The sequence below is a fragment of the Ferrovibrio sp. genome (genome assembly GCF_041906005.1).
Classification (GTDB): Bacteria; Pseudomonadota; Alphaproteobacteria; order Ferrovibrionales; family Ferrovibrionaceae; genus Ferrovibrio.
This window is the reverse complement of the sequence record NZ_JAYRJY010000016.1, coordinates 1-1,864: the sequence shown is the minus strand read 5'-3', so window position 1 is coordinate 1,864 and position 1,864 is coordinate 1. Positions and strand designations below refer to the sequence as shown.

Below are 1,864 nucleotides of genomic sequence, written 5' to 3'. Positions count from 1 at the left end.
GCACGCATTACATGGACGAGGCCGAGCGCTGCCATGAAATCCTCTACATCGCCTATGGCCGCCTCATCGCCAAGGGCACGATCAAGGACGTCATCGCTGCGCACGCGCTCGACACCTGGTCGGTCGAGGGCCCAGACCTGCATCTGCTGTCGCGCGAATTGCCGCATCTGCCCGGCATCGACACGGTAGCAGCGTTCGGCAGCGTGCTCCATGTCTGCGGACGGGATGCGGTGGCACTGGAACGCAGCATCGCGCCCTATCGCGCCCGCGCCGGTCTTCGCTGGCAACGTTCAAGCCCAAGCCTCGAAGACATCTTCATCCAGCTGATGGCCGACATCGATGCCAATAACGGCGCGCCGCAGCCGCGGAACAAGACGCCATGACGCTCTTCTCCTTCCGCCGCTTCTTTGCCGTGCTGGCCAAGGAATTCATCCAGATGCGGCGCGATCGCTTGACCTTCGGCATGATGATGGGCGTGCCGCTGATGCAGCTGCTGCTGTTCGGCTACGCCATCAACACCGACCCCAAGAACCTGCCGGCGGTGGCAGTGGTGGCGGAAAATTCCAATTTCACCCGCTCGCTGCTGCGCGCCATGGAGAATACCGGCTATATCCGCTTCGTCAGCGCCCCGGTCGATGATGCCACGTCCGACCGCATGCTGCGCCGGGGCGAGGTGCAGTTCGCCGTCCACATTCCAGTGAACTTTGCCGAGGATATCGTGCGCGGGCGCAAACCCGCCCTGCTGGTCGAAGCGGATGCGACCGACCCCGTCGCCACCGGCAATGCGCTCTCGGCCTTGCAGGGCCTCGACAGCGCCGCCCTCATCCATGACCTCAAGGGGCCGCTGCAGGCGCTGCAGAACGGCGAAGCACCTTTCGAAGTGCAATTGCACAAGCGCTATAACGCCGAGGGCATCACCCAATACAACATCGTGCCCGGCCTGATGGGCGTCGTTCTCACCATGACCATGGTGATGATGACCTCGCTCGCCGTCACCCGCGAGCGTGAGCGCGGCACGATGGAAAACCTGCTCGCCATGCCGGTGCAGCCGATGGAAGTGATGCTGGGCAAGATCCTGCCCTATATCGTCGTCGGCTATGTCCAGGTCGCCATCATCGTCGTCGCCGCGCGCTATCTCTTCTCCGTGCCGCTCGTGGGCTCGCTGCCGCTCCTCAGCCTTGCCGCCATCATCTTCATCGCCGCCAATCTCGCCGTCGGCTTCACCTTCTCGACGCTGTCGACCAACCAGCTGCAGGCGATGCAGATGTCCGTCTTCTTTTTCCTGCCATCCCTGCTGCTTTCGGGCTTCATGTTCCCCTTCCGCGGCATGCCGGCCTGGGCGCAGATCCTGGGCGAGGCACTGCCGCTCACCCATTTCCTGCGCATCGTCCGCGGCATCCTGCTGAAAGGAAACGGCTGGGCCGATATCTGGCCGGATCTGTGGCCGATCCTGACCTTCCTGGTCGCGGCAGCGATCCTGGCCCTCATCCGCTATCGCCGCACGCTGGATTGAGGCACTCCCTTTTCTAGACCGATTGCGAAGGATTCGCGGCTGCAACGCCCATACCGGGCCAATCGTCGCTCCAGGCCCTCTGTGAACTGCGTCACTTGTGATCCGGGGGTGATCCCGCTACCTAGAAGGGGAAGGTGTTCCAATAGGAGCAGAGAAAGAAAATGACCGCGTCACGAAAGACCACCCTGTTCACCAAACTGCGCCGCCATGGCACGACGGCCCTTCTGGCCGGCGCCGTGGCCCTGATATCGGCCTGCGCCCAGACGCGCCCGGCACCGGCGGCGGGACAGGATCCCCTCGTCATCAGCCAATCCACCGACGCGGCTCTGCAGCAATATCTGGCCAAGATTT

2 protein-coding genes and 1 pseudogene are annotated in these 1,864 nt (G+C 63.3%); all 3 read left to right on the top strand.

Features of this window, described 5'->3' with window-relative positions; translation table 11 throughout:
• Positions 1–383, top strand: a pseudogene (locus ACE3OO_RS20190) (ABC transporter ATP-binding protein); the annotation flags it as partial.
• Positions 380–1,513 (top strand): ABC transporter permease, encoded by a 1,134-nt coding sequence (locus tag ACE3OO_RS20185; protein WP_374305901.1) that lies wholly within the window; start codon positions 380–382, stop codon positions 1,511–1,513. The pseudogene ACE3OO_RS20190 and the gene ACE3OO_RS20185, both read left to right, overlap by 4 nt.
• A gap of 161 nt (positions 1,514–1,674) precedes the next feature.
• Positions 1,675–1,864, top strand: a 190-nt coding sequence (locus tag ACE3OO_RS20180) for a hypothetical protein (protein WP_374305898.1), incomplete at its 3' end; no start/stop codon positions are given.